The organism is Njordella aestuarii, from assembly GCF_056494165.1.
On record NZ_CM151397.1, the window covers coordinates 3,927,973 to 3,947,808 of the forward strand.

Genomic DNA, 19,836 nt, shown 5'->3' on the forward strand with positions numbered 1-19,836 from the left:
ATGAAGATCTCTCGTTTCCGAGTCTTTGCAATTTCCGCGGCGTTGGCCGTGGCTCTTGGAAATTGTCTGCTTGCACAGGAGGGAATGAACTGGGAGGACGCTTCCGGTAAGTTTTCCATCGTCGCTGAATTTGTGCGTATGGATGGAGCAAACGTCATACTCAAGCGAGATGGCGGCAAAGAAATTACGGTGGCACTGTCGAAACTGAACTCGGCTAGCCAGCGTCAAGCAAAAGCGGCCGCTGCAAAGATGCGAAGTCAATCTAAAGAAGAATCGGATAACATCGCGCCGACTCCAACTCCTTCGCCCCCATCGAGCAATTCAAGCACATCGCTAACTTCGATTCCTGAAAACATGGAAATCGAAGCGTTTATGAAACTGATGCTCGACAGCGCCAAGCAGAAGAAAGTCGATTTCGCTTGGGATCTCCTGCCACCATCCTACCAGAAGGATGTTCAGGAGATCGTTCAACTTGTTGGAACGAAGTTTGATCCTGGTCTTCACGCAGACCTTATGACAACGAAAAAGCGGCTAATTTCAGTACTCAAATCCAAAAAGAATTTCGTGCTTAACAGCCAGATGATCCCAATTCCCAAGGATCCTAAATTTAGTAAAGCCTACGATCCGTTTGTAAAAACACTCGATGCAGTATTAGACCTTGAAGAGTTTGCGCCTGCAAAACTACAAAAAGGCGATGTTCAAGCCTTATTAAGCAGCTATGTAAACCGAACCTATGTCGCCATGGAAGATCTTGGCCGTGTGCTAGCAGAATTACAATTAGGTGAACAGCAGTCGCTGCCAGATATCGATAGCGTCAGTTACACAATTGAGAAAGTAAGTTCAAACGAAGCGATCGTGCGTTACCGAAGCGATAAAGAGAAAGAACAAGAAATTACACTTGTGTTATTCGAAGGGCACTGGCTGCCTAAAGACATGGTGGAAAAATGGGATGAAAACATCGCAGAAGTTCGCAGTAAAATAAGTCAGCTTGACGCGAATTCACAGAATGAAATGCGGGCAGGGCTTAAATCTATGAATCAACAGTTCCTCACGGGGATCGAACGAGCGTCAAATCAACAACAGTTTGACCAAGCACTTGGGCCTTTGGGAATGATGATGATGATGTTCGGTGGGGGTATGGGTGCAGGCATGGGCATGCCTGGCATGGGTATTCCGGGCATGCCAGGTCCCGGAATGAATTTGCCAGAGGGGTTTCCTGGTGGCGTTCCAGGACAAGGTTTTCCACCACCAGGATTCGGACAGTAACTTCGAGCGCGAGCGTTTTTTGAAATCGGTCGAGCATTGCTCGGCAGTTCACTTCAAGCAGACTCTTCGATAACTGACTAGGCTTGCAATCGAAAAGATTTCCCTAAAGATCGATTTTCTCACAGAGGCACAAAGACACAGAGAAAAGAGACGACTGAAGGCTGTCTCTCCTTCTCTGTGTCTTTGTGCCTCCGTGCGAGACCATTTGTATCTTTTAATATCATCCGATCGGAGCTATTTCAGCCACCATGAAAATCAATGAAATATCTGGAATTATCGTCGATGCCGCTTACAAGATTCATACGAGCCTCGGACCTGCATTGCTCGAGAGCGTCTATGAAGCAGTTTTGGAGCGTGAACTGATACGGCGTGGGCTGCGAGTTCGCAGACAAGTATCAGTGCCGATTCGATGGGAAGACTTGGAGTTTGATGAAGGGTTCAGAGCAGACCTAATTGTCGAGGACCGTATTGTGGTAGAGCTGAAATCGGTCGAGCAATTCTCGGCCGTTCATTTCAAGCAGACTCTGACGTATTGCCGTTTGCTTGATTATCGCCTGGGATTGCTAATCAATTTTGGCCAAGCAATGATCAAAGATGGGATGAAACGGATCATCAACGGTGCGATAACAGACTAGGCTAGTAACCGAAAAGAATTCCCTGCAGCCAGATTTTCTCACAGAGCCACGGAGACACAGAGATAAGAAAATACTGAAGCAAGCCTTCTCATCTTTCTCTGTGTCTTTGTGCCTCCGTGTGAGACCATTTGCATTTTGTAGCATGATCCAATCGGAGTTGTTTCAAACACCAGAAGAATCAATGGAATGCGTGGAATAATCGTCGATGCTGCCTACAAGTTTCTTATTGCCGTTTGCTCGATTATCGCCTGGGATTGCTAATCAATTTTGGCCAAGCAATGATCAAGGATGGGATGAAACGGATCATCAACGGTGCGATAAAAGACTAGGCTCGTAACCGAAAAGAATTCCCTGAAGCCAGATTTTCCCACAGAGTCACGGAGGCACAGAGATAAGAGAATACTGAAGCAAGCCTTCTCATCTTTCTCTGTGTCTTTGTGCCTCCGTGTGAGACCATTTATATTTTGTAGGATGATCCATTCTGAGTTGTTCCAAATACCATAACAAGCAATGGAAAGCCTGCAGTGATTTTCGATGCCGCTTGGAAAGCCTACCCCTTCCGCTCTAGCTGATCAAAAGCCAAGTTGCAAGGCTTAACACGAGAAAGAACCCACACATATCGGTTATGGTCGTCAACAGCGGGCCAGATGCAACCGCTGGGTCGCGATTAAAATATTTCAGTATCAACGGGACCATCCCCCCAAAACATACAGCCACAATCGTATTGGCGAGCAGCGAGATCCCTACGACAAATCCCAACATCGCGTCGCCTTTCCAAAACCAAGCAATGGAACCTAGAATTAGACCTAACGCTGTCCCGTTGACAATCCCGACTTGGAATTCCTTGTACCAGACTCGCCAAACATCGCCCGGTTTGACTAACCCTAACATAAGTTCACGTATACTCACCGCTACGGCTTGATTCCCACTACATCCGCTCATGTCGGAAATGATGGGCAAAAAGATCGCCAGCGCGATCACCTTCTCCAGCGTCGGTTCATAAAAAGAAATGATGCTTGCTGCCATCAAATTCAGTACGATATTGATCGATAGCCAAGACAACCGCCTGCCAGATCGGATACGTAGAGGCAACGATCGAATCTCCTCTCCAATAATTCCTTGTGTCGCGAGAAATTGACTCTGATATTTTTCGTGCCAAGCTTCGTCAAAATCGCGACGTTGCACAACTCCAACCAAGCGTCCAGCGTCGTCGATAACAGGAAAGCCAAGAAACGGTTTAGATTCGAACGCATCGTGCATTCGATCCATATCTGTGTTCTCTTGAAAGCATGTCGGCTTGCCGATCATTAACTCTTCGAGCTTCTGAGTCCGCGCAGCCAGCAGCAAGGAACGCATTGGCACAACGCCAGTCAATGCCATATTTTGGTCGCAAACGTACGCGTACTGAATTTGGAAATCGCGGTAGCGTTCAGCGTTCGCTGTCAAGTCATCAATGACCTCTTGAACCGTCCACTCCTGCCTGAATCGCAGAAGTTCAGTCACCATTAGACCGCCAGCGCTATCCTCGTCATACTCAGCAAGCTTTCGAGCCGCTGCGGCTTCCTGCGGATGCATGCAGGCCAGAATCTTTTCAGCGTCTCGGTCTCCAAGACCGCTCAGCAAATCAGCTTGATGGTCACTGTGCAGTTCTTCAACTACAGAAGCGGCAGTTTTCGGCTCAATCTCCTCCAGCAACTGGATCGCTTGCACCAGCGGCAGGTGCTCGACCATCTCAGCGGCTTCTTCCGCTTTCAGCGATTCCATGAGGTCACACCGCTGCGACTCACTCAGGTGCGATATAACGAAGGGTAGCTCTGACGCTTCGATCTCATGAATCGTTGCCGATATAACTGCGTCGTCGCCTGACTCCAATGCCTCGGACAACACATCCTTCAGCCGTGTCTGCTCTTCCGCCAAGCCAGCCGCACCTGCTTCGATTTTTGACTCGGACGTCACTTTTTAGCCAATCTAATTTTTTGCGAGCATGCAATTAACTATTCATGCATTGTGCAAATTGGCAAAAGGCTCGCAAGCTCAATAAACTCGCTCTCCAAACATCCGCTTCAAGAATGCCAACTGGTAACATAGAGATAGATAATTGCCCGACGCGTCATCAGCGCAAATGATTCGCGCGGCTCTATATCACTTTATCACAGTATGGGCGGATAACGCTCCAAAGACGGCCTTAGCATCGCTCGTTCAAGACTGAAACGAAGCTATGGTAGATGGGCGCTTCTTAAAAAATGGGTGATTCTTGGAACGGACCCACGCAGAGGAATGGCGTAACCTTCCGCTCATTGCTCCACGTCGAATAATGTTAAAGACCCAGTATCTTTGCAAGTACGTTACCGTCATGCCTAGCTACTGGGTCGACATGAAGCCGAATTTGCCGTGCGGTCAAATCGGCCTCAGTACTTACGTGAATATTCGTTGGCACTTAGTCTTGAGCTTCAAGGTTATCAGCTCGTTGCTCGCCATAAGCCTCGATTTTGTCGGCTCGTTCTTCAGCATTTGCCTCAACTGTGTCGGCACGGTTCTCAACAGCGTCGGTCTCAGCAGCGCCCGTGATGGTTGTTCCATCAGCTTCGCGCATTGTTTCGGCCGTGTTTTGACCTTGCTCACGGATGTTTTCCGCAGTCGCGTCAGCCGAATCACGGACCGCGTCTGCTTGCTCATCCATATAGGAATCTTCGCAACCAACTGAAAGACCAAGCACGCTAGCCAACGCCAAACCTGTCATAAACTTATGCATCGTTTTATTCTCCGAGAGGGGATGATTACCAACACTTGTTGGTGTAACTGACGGGTACATAAGCAAGAGCAATGCCAAGACGTGAAAATACCTCGATTGCAAGAAAATTGTTCGCAAGAGTGCTCTGAAGATCATTGACTGATAGCGGCTTGTTCAAATAGCAGCCAGCTCTAAAGGTGCGTCGAGTGACTGTTATGAAGGTCGTATTAGCTGTCGAACTTGTTTGGAATATAGCGTTCAATTTCAACCAACAGTGGTGCCAGAAAAGCAAGCAACTGCCCCGGACGCTCAGTGTTGTCCCCAAATTTCCTGCGATCCCAATCTGTGGTTAATACGCTATCGATACTGAAAACGCTTTAGAGCTTTCGAAATTATTCGCGAAGCTGCAAGGCTGTGATACGGTTTTGCGATCACAACATCGCAGTGCAACCTTCTGTAGCGCGACGCTTCTTCGATCTGGTATTCATAACCGGTCATGACTTTCAGTACCCGCTTCTCGTTGGCAAACTGGTGTAAAAGATCGATGCCATCCCCATCTTCCAACCCACAGTCGACGACCAGGAAATTGAATTCGAATTTATGAACGATATGGGCCGCAGCAGCATAGGAGCGGCAGGTCATAACTTTGTACCCAGCGCGACTGAGAACAACCTGAAGGCCCTGTCTGCTCTCAGCATCCGCGTCGACAATTACGCCTCGAACGGAGCGTTGGGGTACGGAGAGGCTTGCCATACTATCCATCGACCACATACGATGCAGTTGGCGCACAAAGCCATCCCAATCTTCAAAGTCGTCTGTTCCAATAATTGCCATAATAGTGCCTCCGCCCATCCATGACGGCGAGGTAAGCGATAAGTACGTAAAGGACGGTACCTGCTTGCGAACTCGATCTCCGAGCACACATCACTATTAATCGGCAGCAGTTGCGTAGAAGGTGACGCGCAAGCAAACATTGCCGCATGCGTCGACATTAACGATTATGACGCTTACCAAGCGACTCCGGCGCGTTCAGCGATCGTTTGAATAACCGCTTGAGTTCCGCGTTTCGCACCGCCAGCCTGCTGCAACGCAGTAAATGTTTCATAGGCCAACTCGAGGCCATTTAGCTTTAGATTCATTCGCCTGCACTCTTCAAGTGCGATCCCCAGATCTTTGACAAAGTGCTCAACGTAGAACCCCGGTTCGAAGTCGCCTTTCATAATGCGTGGTGCCAAATTGGAAAGTGACCACGAGCCAGCCGCCCCCGTGGAGACGCTTTGCAGGACCGTCTCGAGATCCAGACCAGCTTGACGTGCAAACAGCAGAGCTTCACAAACTCCGATCATATTGCCAGCGATCAAGATCTGATTGGTTAGCTTTGTTTGCTGACCGCTGCCAGGTCCGCCTTGCAGAACAATAGTTTTGCCAAGAGTAGCGAGAACTGGTTTCATCTGCTCGAAAATTATATCATCTCCGCCGACCATGATCGAAAGCGTTCCGTTAGTCGCTCCGATGTCTCCGCCCGAAACTGGTGCGTCTAAGCTGGACGCGTTGACCTTTCGTGCTTCGACATAGATTTCTTGGGCAAGCGCAGGTTGGCTCGTCGTAAAATCGATCGCAATCTGCCCGGCGCTCAAGCTGGCCAATATGCCATCGTCGCCGAAGTAAATTTGCCGAACATCGTCGGGGTAACCGACCATCGAGCAAACGATCTCAGACGTTTCCGTGACGCAGGACGCAGACTCACACCACGCCGCTCCCGATGCCAACAGCTCCTGGGCTTTTTCGGGGCTACGGGTCCAAATGTTCAGCTCATGTCCGGCGTCCATCAAACGTCGGCACATTGCTTTTCCCATGACGCCGGTGCCAATCCAACCAATTTTCAAACGACGATTCCTTAAGTGCTAGCAAGATTAGATCTTGGTTTAGACGAACTTTCCGATTTCTCACGATTTTAGTGTCAGATATCGATTGCATCAAAGGTGCTAGTATATGACGAACGACAATCGTACCGCATTCGGACAATACTGTGACACGCCAAATACCAGATACTCGACTCAGCTTGATCATGCGATTGCCGCAAGTTGCTGATCGCGAAGCGTGGGAAGAATTTGTTTCAGTTTACGAACCGTTCATTTACAGTTTCGCGCGTCGGCGTGGCTTGGAAGATTCCGAGGCACAAGATACGGTGCAGCGAGTCATGATCGCGGTGCTTAAGTCGGTCGAGCGATGGAAGCCAGAGGCGAATGGTCCGAAGTTTCGCAATTGGCTGTTCACAATCGCTCGTAACCAAGTTCTCAATTCGCAGATGAGCTCGCGGCGAAACGCGGCCTGCGGCGGAACAACCTCGCTGGATATTTTAAAAAGCATCCCAGACCCATGTTCAATGCAAACGGATGCTCTCGAGTTCCGACGCGAAGTCATTCTCTTTGCTGCCTCTCGCATCCGAAAACATGTCGAACCCGTGACCTGGGAGGCTTTTTGGAGGACCGCGGTGCTAGGGGAATCGGCTCAATCGGTAGCGATAGATCTTGAAATAGGCATAGCAAGTGTCTACGCCGCTCGGTCTCGAGTTACAAGTCGGTTGCGAGAACAAGTGGGACTGATGACGGAGGTGCAAGATGAATTGCCAAGAGACTAATCTACGTTCGATTGTTACAGGCGAAGAGAACTCGGCCAATTTCCAGCAAACTCTGGAGCATGTCGAAACGTGTGCGCATTGCCGCCAGCGACTTGACCAGTTGTTCGCAGCCGATACTTCTAGCAGCGAACTGACTCAAGTTTTGCAACAATGCACGGATGCTCATTTGGCTCCGGAATTTGCTGACAACGAGAACGCCGAACGACTTCCGCGACTCGACTTCCTAGAACCAGGAGTTCACCCCGAACTGCTAGGGCGAATGGGTCGATATGATGTCGAGCGTGTTGTCGGCGTTGGCGGCATGGGAATCGTACTGAAAGCGTACGACTCCGAACTACATCGCGTCGTAGCATTGAAGGTACTCGCCAAACATTTGTCTCACAGCGGGGCAGGGCGCCGTCGATTTGCGAGGGAAGCGCGGGCGGCGGCGGCCGTTTTGCATCCAAACGTCTTGCCAATTTACAACGTCGAAGCTACCGGCGAACAACCTTACCTGGTAATGCAATTTGTGTCAGGATGCTCGCTGCAGGCCCGGGTCGAGCGGGAAGGTCCACTTCCTATCGAGGAAGCGCTTCGCATTGCGAGCCAAACAGCGGCTGCGCTGGCCGCGGCACATCAGCAAGGATTGGTGCATCGTGACGTTAAGCCCGCTAATATCCTGTTGGAAGATAAAACAGATCGCGTTGTGCTCAGCGATTTCGGCCTTGCACGAACCGTCGACGATGCGGCCCTGACCAAGACGGGTATCGTTGCGGGAACACCACAATACATGTCGCCAGAACAAGCCGTTGGCGAGGCGATCGATTTTCGCAGCGACCTATTTTCGCTCGGAAGCGTCCTCTACTTTACATTGACTGGGCGTGCTCCGTTTCGCGGCAGTTCTGCTGTTTCCGTACTTCATCGGATCTGCAATTTTCGCCACGAACCAGTCGTATCAATCAATCCGCAAGTGCCAGTGGAAGTCGCGAGCTTGGTCGACAAGCTGCTATCAAAGAAACCGTCACAGCGTTTTGCGACTGCCGACGAAGTGAATCGCAAGATCGAGCGACTGCTGGCAGACCTGCAGCAAGGAAACTTACACCTTCGCCGCAGCCGCACTCCTGCGTTTTGGCTTGCGGGAATAGCAGCGGTGTTTGTTGTGATCGCCAGCACCTCGCCGCTATGGATGGGTCGTTTCAAATCGCAGCCGACCTCGGCATCGAACAGTTTACAAGCTTCCGCCCCCTCCGAAATGCATCCTGTCGAGGTTGACGTGCAAGACGGGCAGTCCATTCCGACACCAATCGCCGTGAGTTCTGCTTTCGAAGCAATCCTCTCCGCAGTTCCACCGAACGAGATGACTAACACTTTTTTTCCTCTGAGCCATGAGCATTTCCGACAAATTGATCAGATGTTGAATAGTCTCGAGAGCGAACGAGGTTTGCCTCTGGACAGATTCAACGACCGAGACGAGCTGGATTCGATGGCTCAGGAGCTAGCAGAGTTTGAAAGATCGATACAGAGTTCGCCTTTCAATTTTAGGGGACCCGAGTATGAGTAACAACCTCTCTCGTGCCCAGGCTTCGTATGGGAACGCACTGCCTTGGAGGCTCCGCCTCATTCCTGGCATAACAAGTGACAGAACTCATAAGCAGGCAGAGCCTGTAGTTCACCCGATTACCAGGCAGAGCCTGGTAACCAGTAACTTTCCTCGTGCCCAGGCTCCGCCTGGGAACGCACTGCCTCAGAGGCTCCGCCTCTCTTTCGCACGCCAGTTGAACGAGGCGTGCGCAGGCAGAGCCTGCTGTGCAGTGGGTTACCAGGCAGAGCCTGGTAACCAGTGATAACTAATAAAACTTACGTTCCATCCTTCCACCTAGTTTCTCTCAGGAGTATTCAATTATGCGTAAACAATGGACTTATAGTTGTGCCGTCGTGGCACTTGGCCTCGGGGCTTGGCAAGCCGTCGCGCTTGCACAACAGCCAATGCCTCAACCTGGCGGCGGCTATGGCAACCCAAATATTTACGGCAATGCTGCTCCTGAAAATCCTGTGGACCGCGAATTTCGGCGAGCTCAAAAGCAGGTCCAGGATGCTCAAGCGCAGATGCAGCGAGCTCGAGAAGAATTCGAGCGAATCACCCGAGTGGCTGGACCACGGGACTTTCAAGATCCGTATGAGGCCGCTCTTGCAGACTCTGAGCGATTCAGCCGAGAGCGTCACATGCCCGGCCAAGATATTCGCATTGAACGCCGGATCCAAATACCAATGATGGAAGGCGGTCCTGGAATGCCCATGCATGGCCCAGGACATCCGCCGATGTCCCCCGAAGATCGAAAAGACTTAGAGGATTTCCGAGCGCTCCTCAATCGTTATCGTCAGAGTCCTGACGGCGAGAAAGATGAACTTCGAGATCAGATCCGCGAGAATCTTGCTCGCCAGTTCGAACGGGATTTGGAACGGCGGACAAAACAGCTAGAAGAAATCGAACAGCGTGCGTCGGCGCTTCGTGACCAACTTGAAAACAATCGAGAGAACCGCGAAACGGTGATCGATTCCTTGATGCGGGTCGTTGAGAACCCGAATAACGGTTTTGGTCTGCCTCGCGAATGGATGGATGCAATCATCGGCGGAGGTCAGCCCGGCATGCATCCAGGCCCGGGCGCGGAAGGATTCTTCCAGCAAGGCCCACAAGGAATGATTTTCGATCAGCATTTTGACAACGTCATGCCAAACCCGCCGCCTCAGCCAGGTCAGCCGCCGCAGCCAGAATCGCCTGACACTCGAAAATGAGGATTTTGTTGGGTTCTAGATATGCCGTAGCCAATTTGGCGTTCGCCTCTTAGAATCTGTCGCTTTTCCGGCTGTCGCGGTTGACGGCAGCTTGGAGCGGACGGATTGGACCAGGAATCACTGCCATGATGCGCACTCACACGTGCGGCGAACTACGAGCCAGCCATATTGGACAACGCGTTACCCTTTGCGGTTGGGTTGATACCAGCCGCGACCATGGTGGAGCGGTTTTTCTTGACTTGCGAGATCGCTACGGACTTACTCAAGTTGTTACCGGCCCCGAAAGTGGAGCTGACTGCCTTGACGTTGCCAAGAAGCTGCGAAGCGAATTCGTCGTGCAGATTACCGGAACGGTCGCCGATCGCCTTGAAGGAAAGACAAATGCCAAGCTGGCGACGGGCGAAATCGAGATCCGAGTCGAAGAGATTAAGATCCTGAATCCTTCCGCGACTCCGCCGTTTGTGCCGAACCAAGATGAAATGCCGGGCGAAGATCTGCGATTGAAGTATCGCTATTTGGACCTTCGCCGTCCGCAGATGCAGCAGACGCTTTTCAGCCGTAGCCGCATGATCAAAACGATGCGTGACTACTTCGAAGAGCACAACTTTATCGACGTCGAAACGCCGATCCTGGGTCGTAGCACGCCTGAAGGTGCCCGCGATTATCTGGTACCAAGCCGCGTTCATCGCAATCATTTTTACGCGCTTCCTCAGTCGCCACAACTTTACAAGCAGATCATGATGGTCGCTGGCTACGACCGATATATCCAGGTCGCTCGTTGCTTCCGCGATGAAGACTTGCGAGCCGACCGGCAACCCGAGTTTACTCAGTTGGATGTCGAGATGAGCTTCATCAATAATGAAGACATCATCGGCATGATTGACCAATTGATGGTTAGGTTAGCCAAAGAGTTCTTGAACATTGACCTGCAGGTTCCGTTGCCTCGGATGACTTACGACGAAGCGATGAAGCGTTTCGGTCACGATGCTCCCGACCTGCGTTTTGGCATGGAAATCGTCGATTTGACGGAAGCGGTTAAGCCGACTGCGTTTCGTGTTTTCAAAGGTGCGATCGACGGCGGCGGATTTATCCGTGGGATCAAAGTAGACGGTCGCGCAGAAGAGTTCTCGCGCAAACGAATCGACGAACTTACGGAGTTCGTTCAGCACGACTTTGGCGCCAAAGGTCTCGCTTGGTTCCGCGTCGAACCAGACGGTTCGCTGTGGTCGCCAATCGCAAAGAATATTGAACCAGAAGTGCTCGAAGCGATCAAAACAACCTTCGAAGCCAAGACCGGTGACTTGTTGTTGATTCTCGCCGATCAGTGGTCTGTGACTTGCAAAGGCCTATACGGTCTGCGACGACGCTTGGGCGCTGAACTTAAGCTATACGATCCGCAGCAGATGCACTTTTCGTGGATCGTTGAATTTCCAATGTTTGAATATGATGCGGAAGAGCAGCGATATGTAGCTATGCACCATCCATTTACCGCGCCACGGCCGCAAGATTTGGAGATGCTTGATACCGATCCATCGGCAGCGCGGGCGATCGCTTACGACCTTGTCATTAATGGCTACGAAGCGGGCGGCGGAACGATCCGAATACATGACAACGTTCAGCAACAAAAAGTATTTGACTTGCTGGGTATTACGCCTGAGATTGCCAGGGACCGGTTCGGATTCCTGCTCGACGCACTCCAATTCGGAGCTCCACCGCACGGCGGCATCGCGTTGGGAATCGATCGTTTGGTGATGCTGTTCAATCGCTTGGACAATATTCGGGACGTAATCGCGTTTCCGAAGACCCAGCGAGCCATGGACATGATGACGGAAGCTCCCGGAACGGTAGACGCGAAACAGCTTCGCGATCTGGCAATTGCGTTGGTTTCGCAAAAATAAGCTTCCTGAGTTCGTTGGAAGCAAACCCTAGTTGATTCGGCACTCGTCCTCTATACTTTGCCGTTTCCCATTTTTCGAGGTGTTGGCGATCTGCCAAACCTCTCTGACCCCTGCAAATTCCAATGATTACTGCCAGTCAGCCTCACGCAGAAGCATCTACGCAAGCTAAGGATTTAGGTGCCGGCCACAATCTCTCCGACGAATCGGTTATTGTGCTCGATTTCGGCTCGCAATACGCCCAACTGATCGCTCGTCGCATTCGTGAGCAAAATGTTTATTGCGAAATTGTGCGGCACGATATTTCATTAGAGCGAATTCAAGAGCGGAAGCCCACTGCGATTGTTTTGAGCGGCGGGCCGTCGAGCGTGTATGCCGAAAACGCTCCGAAGTGCGATCCACGGATTTTCGATCTCGACATTCCAATCCTCGGAATTTGCTACGGCATGCAATTGATTTCCGAGAGTCTAGGTGGCAAAGTCAAACACGCCGAAGCTCGCGAGTACGGTAGAACTCGACTGCGTATCAACGACATGTCTGACCTGTTCACCGGATTTCCCAACGAGATCGACGTTTGGATGAGCCACGGCGATCAAGTGCAAGAAATTGGCGAAGAGTTTGAATCGCTCGCTGCCACATCAACTTGCCCCATCGCCGCCGTTCGTCACAGGACTCGAAAGATCTATGCACTTCAGTTTCATCCCGAAGTGACGCATACGTCGCTGGGAAGCACTTTGCTGCATAACTTTCTATACAACATTGCCAATTGCGAGGGGCGATGGCACTTGGGAGATTTTGCTAACCAAGCCATTCTTGCCATTCGCGAGAGGGTCGGTAAGAACCGTGTCATCTGTGGCCTTTCCGGCGGTGTCGACAGCAGTGTAACAGCAGCACTTCTGACGAAGGCAATCGGCTCACAGCTTTCGTGCATTCTCATCGACAATGGCTTGTTGCGCAAAGACGAACAAGCGGCGGTTATTAGTGAATTTACGAATCACTTCAAAGCCGACCTGCATGTGGTAAACGCTGGCGATCGCTTCTTGAGTGTGCTGGCTGGAGTTACAGATCCGCAAGAAAAGCGCCGCCGAATTGGTCATGCCTTTATCGAATGCTTTAAGGAAGAGGCCAACAAGATTCAAGACGCGACGTTTCTGGCACAGGGAACGTTGTACCCCGATGTGATCGAAAGCGGAGCTGCAGCCGATGGGCCAGCCGCGACGATAAAACTGCACCATAATGTTGGTGGCTTGCCGGAAGAATTGGGGTTTGACCTTATCGAACCATTACGCGACCTCTTCAAAGATGAAGTCCGACGTCTGGGATTGGAACTTGGATTACCCGAACAGCTTGTCTGGCGACACCCCTTTCCAGGCCCTGGTTTAGCAGTTCGCTGCCTAGGTGAAGTCACCGCTGAAAAGCTACGCATCTTACGAGATGCAGACGAGATCGTTGTTTCCGAAATCAAAAGCGCTGGGCTCTATCGACAAACATCTCAAGCGTTTGCGGTTTACGTTCCGGTGCAAAGCGTCGGCGTTATGGGCGACAGCCGAACTTACGAACACACGATTGCTGTACGCTGCGTCAACACCGACGACTTCATGACGGCCGACTGGTCGCATCTGCCATACGAAGTTCTAGCTCGAATCAGCACGCGAATTATCAACGAAATTCAAGGTATCAACCGCGTTTGCTACGACATCAGCTCGAAACCTCCCGCCACCATCGAGTGGGAATAACAACGGACGATCATCTTTCGTTGCTTGATACGCGATAGTCACAGCGTACGAATCTATTCCAGTCAAACGTTAAGCTTTTCCGCAGAATAAACTATGAATCGACAATTCATTTATCAGATCGAAGATTTGACTAAGAAGCATGGTCAAAAGGAAGTACTCAAGAACATTTGGCTTGCGTTTTATCCTGGCGCCAAGATCGGCGTATTGGGTAACAACGGCGCGGGCAAGAGTACATTGCTCCGCATTATGGCCGGTCAAGATAAAAACTTCGACGGCATTGCTCGGCTTTCAAACGGTTTTAAAGCCGGCTATTTGCCTCAAGAGCCGCAACTGAATCCTGACAAAGATGTCGCTGGCAATGTGCAAGAAGCGGTTTCCGAGCGTCGCCAAGTCCTTGATCGATTTAATGAAATATCGATGCTGCTGGGCGAAGTCACCGACGACGTCAAAATGCAGAAGCTATGCGATGAAATGGCAACGCTGCAAGATATCATCGATTCCAACAACTTGTGGGACTTGGACCGCTCGGTGGAAATGGCGATGACCGTCATGAATCTTCCTCCGGGGGATGCAGAAGTTAGTCGTTTGTCGGGTGGAGAACGCCGTCGCGTTGCCATGTGCAAACTTCTAATACAACAACCGGACCTTCTTCTGCTTGACGAACCCACGAACCATCTTGATGCAGACGCGGTTCAGTGGCTCGAGCAGCACTTGGCACAATACCCAGGTACAGTCGTCGCGGTAACGCATGATCGCTACTTTCTAGACAACGTCGCACAGTGGATTTTGGAACTTGATCGCGGGTCTGGCTTTCCATTCGAAGGCAACTATTCGTCTTGGCTAGAGCAAAAGCAGAAGCGTATGATGCTTGAGCAGAAACATGCGGCCGCACGGCAGAAGACGTTGGCTCGGGAGCTGGAATGGATTCGGATGTCGCCACGAGCTCGCCAAGCGAAAAACAAAGCGCGTATCGCGTCCTATGAACAACTTGCAGCACAACAGTTCGAGGATAAACCAGAGGAACTCGAAATCCAAATCCCGCCAGGTAAACACTTAGGAGAGTTGGTCGTGGAAGCAGAAGGTGTGCAAAAATCCTTCGGCGATCGCATGCTTGTCAACGATCTTTCGTTCCGGTTACCAGCGGGTGGAATCGTCGGAGTCATCGGCCCGAACGGAGCTGGCAAGACGACACTCTTCCGCATGATTACTGGCCAAGAGACACCGGACGCCGGCAAGCTGCGAATCGGTGATACCGTTGAGCTTGGTTATGTTGACCAGAATCGCGATAGCCTCGAAGCTGAAAAGAGCGTGTACGAGGAGATTAGCGGGGGACTTGATTGGTTGGAAATGGGTGGCAAGCGGATGAACTCGCGAGCCTATGTTTCCAAGTTCAATTTCCGCGGTCCGGACCAAGAGAAGAAGGTTGGAAATCTATCCGGTGGAGAGCGCAACCGCGTTCATTTAGCTAAGCTGTTGCGTCGCGGGTGCAACGTCCTGTTGCTTGACGAACCGACGAACGACTTGGATGTCGACACGCTGCGAGCGCTTGAGGAAGCTATTCTCTCGTTCGCCGGTTGTGTTGTGGTCATCACCCACGATCGTTGGTTCTTGGACCGCATTGCAACTCATATTCTTGCATTCGAAGGCGATGGTTATACGCACTGGTGTGAAGGCAACTTCCAGACGTATGAAGAGCAGCGGAAAGAACGCCTAGGCATCGACGACGACGAAAACAGCCGCTATCGCTACCGTAAGTTGAAGTAACCACTGAGATCTTTACACTGGTTACCAGGCTCTGCCCGGTAACCCACTGTACTGCAGGCTCTGCCTGCGCATCTCTCAGTCAACCGGCGTGCAAAAAGGAGGCGGAGCCTCCAAGACCGGGCATTCCCAGGCGGAGCCTGGGAACGAGGAGTGCTATCACTGGTTACCAGGCTCTGCCTGGTAACCCACTGCACTGCAGGCTCTGCCTGCGCATCTCTCAGTCAACCGGCGTGCAAAAAGGAGGCGGAGCCTCCAAGACCGGGCATTCCCAGGCGGAGCCTGGGAACGAGGAGTGCTATCACTGGTTACCAGGCTCTGCCTGGTAACCCACTGCACTGCAGGCTCTGCCTGCGCATCTCTCAGTCAACCAGCGTGCAAAAGGAGGCGGAGCCTCCAAGACCGTGCGTTCCCAGGCGGAGCCTGGGAACGAGGGGAGTTACTTGACCGATTCCGATGTTGGAAACGAGTGGTTCGGGTCGACATCCAAGCCGTCGATGAAGCTCGTTAGAGCTTTGCAACGTCCTGGGTTTTGTAGCTTACGGACGGCTTTGCTTTCGATCTGACGAACTCGCTCACGAGTAACTTGGAAAATCTTACCAACTTCTTCCAATGTGTAGGAATAACCGTCAGCTAAACCGTAGCGAAGCTTCAGGATTTCACGCTCGCGATAATTCAACGTTTGCATTGCATCGTGGATGTGGAATTTTAGAGCTTCTTGGTTAGCTTCATACAATGGATCGTCGTCACGATGATCTTCAAGGAACTCGCCAAAAGTGCTCTCTTCATGGTCGCCGATTGGCTGATCCAGCGAAAGCGGTTGGCGTGCCATCTTGACGATTACGCGAGCATCTTCGATCGACAGCTTCGCTCGCTTGGCGAGTTCTTCTACCGTTGGCTCTCGGCCAAGCTCTTGTACCAAGTCGCGAGTAAACTGACGCACTTTGCTCATGGTATCAATCATATGAATAGGCACGCGGATCGTTCGGCTTTGGTCAGCGATTGCGCGAGTGATCGCTTGGCGGATCCACCATGTTGCGTAAGTCGAGAACTTGAATCCACGAGCGTATTCGAATTTATCAACCGCTCGCATCAGGCCTGTATTGCCTTCTTGAATTAGGTCCAAGAAGCTTAGTCCACGGTTACGATATTTCTTCGCAATCGAAACGACGAGACGCAAGTTGCCGGCCGACAGTTCGCTTTTCGCGAACTCGTAGTCTTGGCGATAGTTTACCACTCGCTCAACACGACGAGCCAACGTAGCTGGCGTTTCAAAAGTAGCTCGCATCAACATTCGCAGTTCTGCGGTCAATGTAGCGACGTCCTCTTGAGCATCACTTGGCTTCAGAGCTACATCGGCGATCCGCTTACGAAGCGATACCATTTGATCGTTGATGTTGCGAAGCTTTTCAAAGATCGGCTCCAATCGGTTCGCTCGCAGGTTCATTTCTTCAACCAACCGAGTAGCTCGGTTGCGACGACGAATCAGGTTCTTCCACGCTGCACGTCGAACTTCAAGGCTATTTGATTTGTTTACTGCAGTATAGAAGTCAACTTGATTGCTGGCCAAAAGCTTCCGCAGCGTTGCGATGTTCGGTCCAATCCGCTTCATGATCGCGGTCTTTTCAGCTGCGTTGGTCACGCTAACTTCGATTGTACGGTCCAATCGCAATTTGCCATCACGGACTTGCTCCAACAACTTGGTGGCACCGAGCAAGACATAGTCGGTCGAAACAAGCCACTGACGATAATATGCTCGGGTGTGCTCGATACGCTTGGCGTGAGAAATTTCTTGATGGCGATTCAACAAAGGGATTTCGCCCATTTGCATCAGGTACATGCGAACTGGATCATCGATGGCATCGACCGAGCCTTCCATTTCGTCCATATCGATCAACGCTTCTTGGTCGTCGCCAAAGTCAGCGTCATCGAAAGCTTGTTCTTCGTCGTCAGCTTCCTCTTCCTCTTCTTCCTCAATGATTGCAAAACCCGAGTCGAAATCTTCGTCAACCTCGGAGCGAGCCGCTGGTTCGGCAACGAAATCGAACTTGCCGTTCAAATCATCATTGAAGAACAGTTCGTCGCGGTCGAGATGGGTTTGGTTCGAGTTTTTCATAGGACCAGTCGTCTTATCAGAAGCAGCGAAACTTGGATGTCAATCTTCGTGATCTTGTTCCCGTTGCGAGAACGATAAGACTATTTGCACTCGCGATGCCAAAGGCATGGATCGAACTGGCATTGATCCCTAAGTCCTTACATCGCAATGATTTATGAAATCGGTTTGTATTTTTAAGTTTCGTGGACGTTTCCTCAAAACAACATTGTTGTTTTCTAGACGTAGCAAAAAATCAACGTGATGCGTGTAGGCAACAATCCATCTACAGTTATTTAAAACGCTAGTAAGCGGACATTTGTCCTCAGGAAAAATCGCAGTTTGGATACCTGGCGTTTTTCATGAACGGACACCGTCGAACAGTTGTGTAGCGATTGCCCGTCGCAGTTGCGAAACGAACTTACGGATCATTCCGGAAGCGGGTAGACTTATGAAGGGCGTCGCCCCTACCACTTAGTTCGCTTTAATCACCTTTAAAGTTCTATTAATCGCATGAGTACACTCCGTGTGGCTGCGGCCGGTCTCCTTCTCCTCGGGTTTAACCAAGGTGTCACGCGAACAACAAACGCACAGGAACAGGCAGCAACTGAAGCCAGCTCAGAGCTGATGCAGTGGGCTTGGCCAAAGCCGACGATTCAGCAGCTTGATGGTTGGGCATGGCCTCAATACCGAGGGCTAAATGGAGACGGCGTGGCAGCGGAAGATTGCAGGCCTCCGCAAGCCTGGGGCGAATCAAAAAACTTGGTGTGGAAAACACCACTTGAAGGTCGAGCTTGGTCATCGCCGATTGTCTGGGGTGATAGAGTTTGGCTTACAAACGCCGATCCAGATGGGAAGTGGCAACGCTTGGTTGGGCTTGACCGCCGCTCTGGCGAAATTGTGCGCGACCAATTGTTGTTCGAGAATGCGGAAGTTCAACCCGACTATCACATCACGAATTCGTATGCGTCTTCAACTCCGGTTTGCGATGATCGCTACGTCTATTGTCACTTCGGCGCGTATGGAACTGCGGCTATCGACATAACAAAGCCAGTTGAAGAATCCGTTGTCTGGGTCCGCCGCGATTTGCCGTGCAATCATTATCGCGGCCCCGGGAGTTCGCCAATCCTGTTCGAAGACTCTCTGATTCTCCAGTTTGATGGTTTCGATTTCCAATACGTTGTTGCACTTGATCGAGAGACAGGGAAGACGCTTTGGAGAAATGACCGCGAGGTTGATTTTGGGACCGACAATGGCGATATGCACAAAGCGTTTGGTACACCAACACTCATTGAAATCGATAAAGAGTTGCAGTTGATAAGTCCAGCGGCCAAGGCGGTTGAATCGTTGAACCCGCGGACCGGCAAACGCAATTGGTTTGTCGCGTATGACGAGCACTCAAGTGCGACGCGTCCGTTGTTTGATGGCAAGCATGTGTATCTTAACACGGGCTTTAGCAAATCGAAACTGATGGCGATTGACCCGCGTGCAAGCGGCAATGCTACGGACTCGAACGTAAAGTGGATTGCATCGCGGGGTATAGGAAGCAAGCCATCGCCGGTGCTTTATCAAGACCGTTTGTTTACGGTAGAAGACCGAGGAGTACTCAGCTGTTTTGATCCGCAGAACGGCGATTCTCTGTGGCAGTTGCGGCTGGGGGGTGATTTTAGTTCTTCGCCGATTGCAGCGAACGGTTATCTCTACTTGTTCGACGAAGCCGGCAAGGGCTATACAGTGCAGGCGACAGGGAAGGGTGAAGTCGCAACGGAAAACAAGCTAGATGCGGGTTGTATGTCGTCACCTGCGGCATGTGGCGACTGTTTATTTGTACGAACAACGCAAGCGATGTATTGTTTCTGCGCGGAGGATTGAGGACGGGGATAGAGACAAAGTTTGTAGGTCGCTTGACGAACGAGCGGAAGATCTTAGACTTTGCACTTCTTAGACCAGTTTTGCGGCCATGGCGGAACTGGCAGACGCGCTAGGTTGAGGGCCTAGTGGGGAAACCCGTGGAGGTTCGAGTCCTCTTGGCCGCACTCTTCAAAAAAACACTGAATTGTTGGCAAAACAGGGACTCACCGTAGCATTCGGCGAGTCCTTTTTTTGTGGACTATCCGAAAAACGCGGCGAAAACGCGACCAGCATTTTAGTTGCAGGGTTTTAGCCGGGTCGAGCTGTTATAGCAGGTTTCGCATTCCGAAGTTCAAGCTTCATAGTTACCTTCAGCACGCTGATTTCCATATCGTCTTGATGCTCTTGGCTGGAAAGCGTTAGTTGGCTTACGCCAAGAGTATCGGCGAGTTCTTT

General features: G+C 51.1%; 14 protein-coding genes, 1 tRNA gene and 1 pseudogene. 11 read left to right on the forward strand and 5 right to left on the reverse strand.

The annotated features are described in order from the left end of the window. The 3 genes and pseudogenes from SH451x_RS15455 to SH451x_RS15465 form a co-directional block, all read left to right on the forward strand. Window positions 1-1,266: an SHD1 domain-containing protein gene (locus tag SH451x_RS15455; protein WP_479357888.1), complete on the forward strand. Its 1,266-nt coding sequence runs from the start codon at window positions 1-3 to the stop codon at window positions 1,264-1,266. 248 nt (window positions 1,267-1,514) lie between these two features. Beyond that, the gene (locus tag SH451x_RS15460) at window positions 1,515-1,901 is read left to right on the forward strand and encodes a GxxExxY protein (protein ID WP_479357889.1); all 387 of its coding nucleotides are present in this window, start codon (window positions 1,515-1,517) and stop codon (window positions 1,899-1,901) included. A 230-nt stretch (window positions 1,902-2,131) separates the two neighbouring features. Then, window positions 2,132-2,230 (forward strand): annotated as a pseudogene (locus tag SH451x_RS15465) (hypothetical protein); the annotation flags it as partial. Window positions 2,231-2,465: 235 nt separating this feature from the next. On the opposite strand, the gene mgtE reads toward SH451x_RS15465, so the two are convergent. The 4 genes from mgtE to SH451x_RS15485 all read right to left on the reverse strand — a co-directional run bounded on the left by mgtE (window position 2,466) and on the right by SH451x_RS15485 (window position 6,518). Next, on the reverse strand, window positions 2,466-3,857 hold the full coding sequence (gene mgtE / locus SH451x_RS15470) for a magnesium transporter (RefSeq protein ID WP_479357890.1): 1,392 nt from the start codon (window positions 3,855-3,857) through the stop codon (window positions 2,466-2,468). 481 nt (window positions 3,858-4,338) lie between these two features. After that, the gene (locus tag SH451x_RS15475; protein WP_479357891.1) at window positions 4,339-4,653 is read right to left on the reverse strand and encodes a hypothetical protein; all 315 of its coding nucleotides are present in this window, start codon (window positions 4,651-4,653) and stop codon (window positions 4,339-4,341) included. 336 nt (window positions 4,654-4,989) lie between these two features. Further along, window positions 4,990-5,466 carry a response regulator gene (locus SH451x_RS15480; RefSeq protein WP_479357892.1) on the reverse strand — a complete coding sequence of 159 codons (477 nt, stop codon included), beginning with the start codon at window positions 5,464-5,466 and terminating at the stop codon, window positions 4,990-4,992. 173 nt (window positions 5,467-5,639) lie between these two features. After that, window positions 5,640-6,518 carry an NAD(P)-dependent oxidoreductase gene (locus SH451x_RS15485; RefSeq protein ID WP_479357893.1) on the reverse strand — a complete coding sequence of 293 codons (879 nt, stop codon included), beginning with the start codon at window positions 6,516-6,518 and terminating at the stop codon, window positions 5,640-5,642. 143 nt (window positions 6,519-6,661) lie between these two features. Between SH451x_RS15485 and SH451x_RS15490 the strand changes: the two genes are divergently transcribed. The 6 genes from SH451x_RS15490 to ettA all read left to right on the forward strand — a co-directional run bounded on the left by SH451x_RS15490 (window position 6,662) and on the right by ettA (window position 15,440). Further along, complete coding sequence (locus SH451x_RS15490) at window positions 6,662-7,273, forward strand: sigma-70 family RNA polymerase sigma factor (RefSeq protein ID WP_479357894.1); 612 nt, start codon at window positions 6,662-6,664, stop codon at window positions 7,271-7,273. Then, window positions 7,254-8,813: a serine/threonine-protein kinase gene (locus SH451x_RS15495; protein WP_479357895.1), complete on the forward strand. Its 1,560-nt coding sequence runs from the start codon at window positions 7,254-7,256 to the stop codon at window positions 8,811-8,813. The genes SH451x_RS15490 and SH451x_RS15495 overlap by 20 nt, the downstream gene beginning before the upstream one ends. Before the next feature lie 341 nt (window positions 8,814-9,154). Then, window positions 9,155-10,045, forward strand: a complete 891-nt coding sequence (locus SH451x_RS15500; RefSeq protein ID WP_479357896.1) for a hypothetical protein — start codon at window positions 9,155-9,157, stop codon at window positions 10,043-10,045. A 125-nt stretch (window positions 10,046-10,170) separates the two neighbouring features. Beyond that, window positions 10,171-11,943 (forward strand): aspartate--tRNA ligase, encoded by a 1,773-nt coding sequence (gene aspS / locus SH451x_RS15505; protein ID WP_479357897.1) that lies wholly within the window; start codon window positions 10,171-10,173, stop codon window positions 11,941-11,943. Between the two features lie 122 nt (window positions 11,944-12,065). Beyond that, on the forward strand, window positions 12,066-13,676 hold the full coding sequence (gene guaA / locus SH451x_RS15510; RefSeq protein ID WP_479357898.1) for a glutamine-hydrolyzing GMP synthase: 1,611 nt from the start codon (window positions 12,066-12,068) through the stop codon (window positions 13,674-13,676). A 93-nt stretch (window positions 13,677-13,769) separates the two neighbouring features. Continuing rightward, window positions 13,770-15,440 carry an energy-dependent translational throttle protein EttA gene (gene ettA, locus SH451x_RS15515; protein WP_479357899.1) on the forward strand — a complete coding sequence of 557 codons (1,671 nt, stop codon included), beginning with the start codon at window positions 13,770-13,772 and terminating at the stop codon, window positions 15,438-15,440. A gap of 436 nt (window positions 15,441-15,876) precedes the next feature. Here the strand turns inward: ettA and SH451x_RS15520 are convergent, their stop codons facing one another. After that, entirely contained in the window at window positions 15,877-17,553 is a 1,677-nt protein-coding gene (locus tag SH451x_RS15520; RefSeq protein WP_479357900.1) for a sigma-70 family RNA polymerase sigma factor, read from the reverse strand. Between the two features lie 489 nt (window positions 17,554-18,042). On the opposite strand from SH451x_RS15520, the gene SH451x_RS15525 reads away from it, so the two are divergent. After that, window positions 18,043-19,401, forward strand: a complete 1,359-nt coding sequence (locus SH451x_RS15525; RefSeq protein WP_479357901.1) for an outer membrane protein assembly factor BamB family protein — start codon at window positions 18,043-18,045, stop codon at window positions 19,399-19,401. An 82-nt stretch (window positions 19,402-19,483) separates the two neighbouring features. After that, a tRNA-Leu gene (locus SH451x_RS15530) sits at window positions 19,484-19,565 on the forward strand. Window positions 19,566-19,836 lie beyond the last annotated feature (271 nt).